A 5,011-nucleotide genomic window follows, 5' to 3' on the forward strand; every position below is an offset into this window, starting at 1 on the left:
GGGCAGCCACGGTAGCCGCCGCCAGGCCGGCCGGCCCGGCGCCGACCACGGCGATGCGCTTGACGGTGCGCACGGGCAGGTAGTTGAGTTCCGTTTCATGGCAGGCGCGCGGGTTGACCAGGCAACTGGTCAGCTTGCCGCCAAAGGTGTGGTCCAAACAGGCCTGGTTGCAGCCGATGCAGGTGTTGATCGCATCGCTGCGCCCTGCAGCGGCCTTGTTGACGAAGTCTGGGTCGGCCAGGAATGGCCGGGCCATCGAAACCATGTCGGCATCGCCCTCTGCCAGCACCGCCTCGGCCACTTCAGGGGTGTTGATGCGGTTGGTGGTGATCAGCGGGATCTTCACCACCCCCCGCAGTTTGGCGGTGACCTTGCTGAACGCTGCGCGCGGCACCTTGGTGGCGATGGTCGGAATACGCGCTTCGTGCCAGCCGATGCCGGTGTTGATCAGCGTCGCGCCTGCCTGCTCGATGGCCTTGGCCAGCTGTTCGATTTCGTCCCAGGTACTGCCGCCCTCGACCAGGTCGAGCATCGACAAGCGGAAAATGATGATGAAGTTCGGCCCGACTGCATCGCGCACCCGGCTGACGATCTCTACCGCCAGGCGCATGCGGTTCTCAAAACTGCCACCCCAGCGGTCGGTACGGTGATTGGTATGGGCGGCGAGGAACTGGTTGATGAAGTAGCCTTCCGAGCCCATGACCTCGACACCGTCATAGCCGGCGCGCTGCGCCAGCACGGCGCAATTGACGAAGTCGGCAATCTGTTTTTCGATGCCGGCCTCGTCCAGCGCCTTGGGCTTGAACGGATTGATCGGCGCCTGGATCGCGCTCGGCGCGACCTGCCGCGGGCTGTAGGCGTAGCGCCCGGCATGCAGGATCTGCAGGCAGATCTTGCCACCGGCCGCATGCACTGCTTCGGTGACGATGCGGTGCTTGTCGGCCTCTTCCTCGGTGCTCAGCTTGGCCGCGCCGGAGTACACCCCACCCTCGTCATTGGGCGCGATACCGCCGGTGACCATCAGGCCGACACCACCCTGGGCACGTTCGGCAAAATACGCCGCCATGCGCTCGAAGCCGCCCGGGCGCTCTTCGAGGCCCGTGTGCATCGAGCCCATCAAGGTGCGGTTGCGCAAGGTGGTGAAGCCCAGGTCGAGCGGGGCCAGCAAGTGCGGATAGCGGTCGGCAGCCATGGAACGGTTCCCCATGTGGCGTGATCACGGAATGCGGGTGCCTCGGCGGGCCCCGTCGTTTATGCCACCGACATTAAACAGCCGTTTGAATGCGCTCAATGATCGAAACTGACAACTTATTGATCCTGCTGCACAGCAGGACTACCCTAGGAAACCTTTGTTCTTATAAGCGCTTTACCGCCGCATGCGAAAACTCCTGGCAGGCGCCCTGGCGCTGGTAATGATCACCGCTCTGTGCGGCTACGGTTTCTGGACCCAACAGCGCCCGGAAGGCCATTACTTGTCCGACTTGCGCATCGAGCTGGCGCTCAACCATGGCGTACCCGGTGAACGTGGCAACCTGCTGGGCGTCGAACCCCTGCTCTACCCCAGCGACTACCAGAACCTGCAGCGCTTGCACCGCAAGCTTGCGGCCTACCTGGAGCAAGCCCGTGCCCAGGGCCTGATCGGCCCGCGCACGGTCGTGGTGCTGCCGGAACACATCGGCACCTGGCTGTGGGCCCGCGGCGAGAAGAACGAGCTGTATCAGGTGACCCACGGCCGCGAGGCGCAGCAGTGGCTGGAGCTGAGCAACCCGTTGCGCTACGGGCTGGCCATGTTGCGGGCCAATGGCGATGACCGCCGCGCCGACGCGCACTTGCGCATGAAAGCCACGCAGATGGCCAGCGACTACCAGCAACTGTTCGGCGGACTGGCCCGGGAGTTCGGCGTAACCCTGGTGGCCGGCTCGATCGTGCTGCCCGCGCCCTATGTCGAGCGCGGCATATTGCACGCCGGCAACGGCCCGCTGTTCAACAGCAGCCTGGTGTTCGCGGCCGATGGTTCATTGCTGGGCCAGCCTCAGCGGCAGCAATACCCCGACAGCGAAGTGCGGCGCTACATCCATCATGGTCGGCATTTCCCGCTGCAAGTGCTGCAAACGCCAGCCGGGCGCCTGGGTGTGTTGATCGGCAGTGACAGCTGGTACCCAGAGAACCAGCACCAGCTGGAGCAACAACAGGTACAACTGGTCGCCAACCCCGTCTTTCTCAGCGGCAAGGGCAGCTGGGAAGCGCCATGGCGTGGCAACCGGCACCAGGAGGCCGCGACCGAGCTGGCCCTGCAACGTGGCGAGGTCAGCGAGCAAGTGGCCTGGCAGCGCCTGACCCAGGCTGCAGGCGCCCAGGTCAGCAGCATGAGCGTGTTCATGCGTGGGCAGTTCTGGGAACAGAGCAGTGATGGCCAGGGCTTTGCACATCAGGACGGCGAGCTGCTGGCAGGCCCGCCCAGCCATGGCGCGCGCCTGCTGAACTTGTGGTTGTAAGGCGATGCCTCGCCTGCGCGTGCGCCTGGGTGAAGTCTCGGTAGGCTTCGTCAAGCCCCTGGCCCAAGCCCTGCTCGACCTTGGCCATGATCCCGCCCCCTTGCTGCACCGATACGGGCTCCACGCCTCACGCCTGGCCGAAGCCGGCGCTCGCTTGTCGATCCCCCGCTACATGCACCTTGGTCATGCCGCCATCGCGCTGTGCAAGCAGCCGGCGCTGGGCTTGCACATGGGGCGCCTGAGCCATCTGGCCCAGGCCGGCCTGGCAGGTGTCACGGCAGCCCAGGCCCCTACCCTGGGCGAAGCCGCACGCACCCTGCTGCGCTTCGAGCCTCTGTATGCCGCCAATTACCGTGGCCATTCAAGTTTTCTGGAAGACCCCCAGGGGGCATGGCTGCGCTTCTATTCGATCAGCCCCTACAACGCCTATAACCGCTTCGTGGTCGATTCACTGATGGCCGGCTGGCTGGCCCAACTGGGCGCACTGGTTGGCGTGCCGTTGCAGGCCGAGCGACTGGAAATGGAATTTGAAGCACCCGATTACGCCAGCCACTACCAGCCGCTGTGCAGCAGCTCCGTGCAGTTTGGCGCCAGTGGTAACCAACTGCGCCTGAGCCGCGCCACCCTTGATTTGCCCAACCCGCAACACTGCCCGAGCACCTGGCAGCACCTGCTGCAATTGTGCGAAGCGGAGATGCTTCAGCGCACCCGGGTGCGGAGCCTGGGCGAACGCATCATTCACCTGCTTGGCCCGCTGCTCAATGGCGGCCGTGAACCGGACCTGGAAGAAGTGGCGTTGCACCTGCAACTGCCCACCTGGACCTTGCGGCGCAAACTGGCCGAAGAAGGCACGTGCTTTCGCAGCCTGCTCAACGACACGCGGCGCGACCTGGCCGAGACCTACATCCGCGATACGGAACTGGCCTTTGGCGAGATCGCCTATCTGTTGGGGTTTGCATCGGCCGAAGCGTTCCAGCGCGCATTCAAGCGCTGGACAGGCATCACACCGGGAGAATTCCGCCGCAGCCAGCGGCAGGTGGGCTAGAGCTCGGTCGCGTCTTCGGCAGGTTCCGGGGTGTCCAGCTCATAGGCCTGGTATTCGAGCACCTCTTCCTGATAGTCGTCCATCGCCTGCGTCCTCTTCATTCATTGTCTGCGTCGGTCATGCCTTCACGCTAGGTGAGCGGGATGAAGGAATGATGACAAACCCATGAAGGGTAAACGTAGCAGGTGCCAGGGAAGTTATCCCCATCATCTGTAACAGAGGATTAGGCGGCCGGTAAGACACCGATCACAGCGAGGGTGGCGTGACCTCGGCAGGCTGCGCATCCTGCTGCACCTGGATCGGCGCAGCCTCTGACGGCGGGGCAACCGGCTGCGAGCCCTGGCTGTCATCAACTGCTGGCGCTGGCGTCGCTTCAGTCACTGGAACGTCTGCTGCAGGGGCTGGTTCGGGGGCGGGTGCGGCCTGTGTCGCAGGCGCCGCAGCGGCCTGCTCCGGCAATCCAAGATCAGGCGCTGGCTTCTCGGCCTTGGGCGCGGGCTCCTCGACCTTCTTGCTGACCTTCTTCGGCTTGGGCAGGTAGCTCTCCACCAGCGCGAAATAACGCTCGTAGAACTGCGGAGCGGTTACCGTCTCGCTGGCGACCTTGACCATCGAGTCGTCGCTGGAGCCGATTGGCATCGACACCGAACCCAGAATTCCGACACCCAGGCTGGCCGAGGTATTCGACTTCTTGAGGGCATAACGATCCTGCAGGGCATTGGCGAACACGGTCGAGCGCTGCTCGTCGCTGCTGTCAGGCGCGCACGTCACGCTGAAGCTGATCTGCAGGTGGTTTTCGTTGTTCTGCTGGAAGCTTTTGTTGCCCGCAATCTGATTGGGGCCACTGCTGGTGATGATGTATCCCTGGCTCAGCAGCGCCCGCCGTGCAGCCTCGCAGGAGCCTGCCTCGCTGACTTGGAAGCTGCGCGAGTAGGTTCCCGAGTCATCGAAGTTCTCGTGCTCGTAGATCGCGGTTTTTTTCGAAGAGCAACCGGTCATGCCCGCCAGCACCAGGGCCAGCCCGAGCGCACCAAAGACGGATGATCTGGTCATTGCGAATTCCGGGTATGTCGAGAGATGTCTATTGTGCATCACTGCACCGGGACACTGAAACCGTTCATCAGTGAAGAGTCAGTCAGCTTCGTGTAAATGTTGGCTGTAGGGGCCCAGAAACGAAAAAAGCGACCCTAAGGTCGCTTTCTCGTTTTGCCTCAAGGCGTTCAAGGGGCCTTGAGGCTAAGATGGCGCAGCGGACGGGACTCGAACCCGCGACCCCCGGCGTGACAGGCCGGTATTCTAACCGACTGAACTACCGCTGCGTATCATCCAGGCTTGCGCCCGGTTGAAATCTGGGTCTACCCTTCCGGCTCGAAAGCCTCAGGGCAGGCACAAAAAAAGCGAATGGTCATTCGCTTCCTTTGTGTTTGCATCGAGGCGTTCATGGGGCCTCGAAGCGAAGATGGCGCAGCGG

4 protein-coding genes and 1 tRNA gene are annotated in these 5,011 nt (G+C 63.3%); 2 read left to right on the forward strand and 3 right to left on the reverse strand.

Annotation, left to right across the window (positions count from 1 at the left end; translation table 11 throughout):
* The coding region (locus PMI38_RS03660; protein WP_008090845.1) for a 2,4-dienoyl-CoA reductase FMN-binding domain-containing protein at nucleotides 1–1,192 on the reverse strand (1,192 nt) is incomplete at its 3' end.
* Between the two features lie 184 nt (nucleotides 1,193–1,376).
* On the opposite strand from PMI38_RS03660, the gene PMI38_RS03665 reads away from it, so the two are divergent.
* Nucleotides 1,377–2,495, forward strand: coding sequence for a nitrilase-related carbon-nitrogen hydrolase (locus tag PMI38_RS03665; RefSeq protein ID WP_008090847.1), 1,119 nt, complete (start codon nucleotides 1,377–1,379; stop codon nucleotides 2,493–2,495).
* A 4-nt stretch (nucleotides 2,496–2,499) separates the two neighbouring features.
* Nucleotides 2,500–3,540 (forward strand): AraC family transcriptional regulator, encoded by a 1,041-nt coding sequence (locus tag PMI38_RS03670; RefSeq protein ID WP_008090848.1) that lies wholly within the window; start codon nucleotides 2,500–2,502, stop codon nucleotides 3,538–3,540.
* Nucleotides 3,541–3,786: 246 nt separating this feature from the next.
* Here the strand turns inward: PMI38_RS03670 and PMI38_RS03675 are convergent, their stop codons facing one another.
* Together PMI38_RS03675 and PMI38_RS03680 are read right to left on the reverse strand one after the other, a co-directional pair.
* Complete coding sequence (locus tag PMI38_RS03675; protein ID WP_008090849.1) at nucleotides 3,787–4,593, reverse strand: DUF2242 domain-containing protein; 807 nt, start codon at nucleotides 4,591–4,593, stop codon at nucleotides 3,787–3,789.
* 189 nt (nucleotides 4,594–4,782) lie between these two features.
* Nucleotides 4,783–4,859 (reverse strand) — tRNA-Asp (locus PMI38_RS03680).
* Nucleotides 4,860–5,011: the final 152 nt, after the last annotated feature.

This window comes from Pseudomonas sp. GM84 (assembly GCF_000282535.1).
Classification (GTDB): Bacteria; Pseudomonadota; Gammaproteobacteria; order Pseudomonadales; family Pseudomonadaceae; genus Aquipseudomonas.

Excerpts from the sequence above, each read along its gene's own strand:
- PMI38_RS03670 (WP_008090848.1), top strand. The coding sequence starts at position 2,500 with ATGCCTCGCCTGCGCGTGCGCCTGGGTGAAGTCTCGGTAGGCTTCGTC.
- PMI38_RS03665 (WP_008090847.1), top strand. The coding sequence starts at position 1,377 with ATGCGAAAACTCCTGGCAGGCGCCCTGGCGCTGGTAATGATCACCGCT.
- PMI38_RS03675 (WP_008090849.1), bottom strand. The coding sequence starts at position 4,593 with ATGACCAGATCATCCGTCTTTGGTGCGCTCGGGCTGGCCCTGGTGCTG.